Origin of the sequence: Mesorhizobium sp. M7A.F.Ca.MR.148.00.0.0 (assembly GCF_003997735.1) — a bacterium.
In the GTDB taxonomy this organism is placed as follows: Bacteria; Pseudomonadota; Alphaproteobacteria; order Rhizobiales; family Rhizobiaceae; genus Mesorhizobium.
Genome location: NZ_RZTB01000672.1, coordinates 1 through 241, shown reverse-complemented (window position 1 = coordinate 241; position 241 = coordinate 1). Strand labels below are relative to the sequence as shown.

Annotated in this window: 1 pseudogene; it reads right to left on the bottom strand. The window is 65.6% G+C overall.

From position 1 onward, the window contains the following. A pseudogene (locus EOB49_RS35780) lies at positions 1 to 241 on the bottom strand (sugar ABC transporter ATP-binding protein); the annotation flags it as partial.

The window sequence follows — 241 nt, the reverse complement described above, 5'->3', positions numbered from 1 at the left end:
CACCAGCGTTTCCGAGCCGGTCGGCTCGACCACCGAAATCTTCGCCGGCACGCCGTCGGGATGGATCTCGAGATGCTCCGGTCGCACGCCATAGACGACGGCTTGCCCGTCCTGCGCGGCATTGCCCGATGTGATCGGGAACAGCGTGCCCGCGATGTCGACACCGGGCTTGTTGCCCTTGCGCATGACGCCCTTGAGCAGGTTCATCGACGGCGAGCCGATGAAGCCGGCGACAAACAGG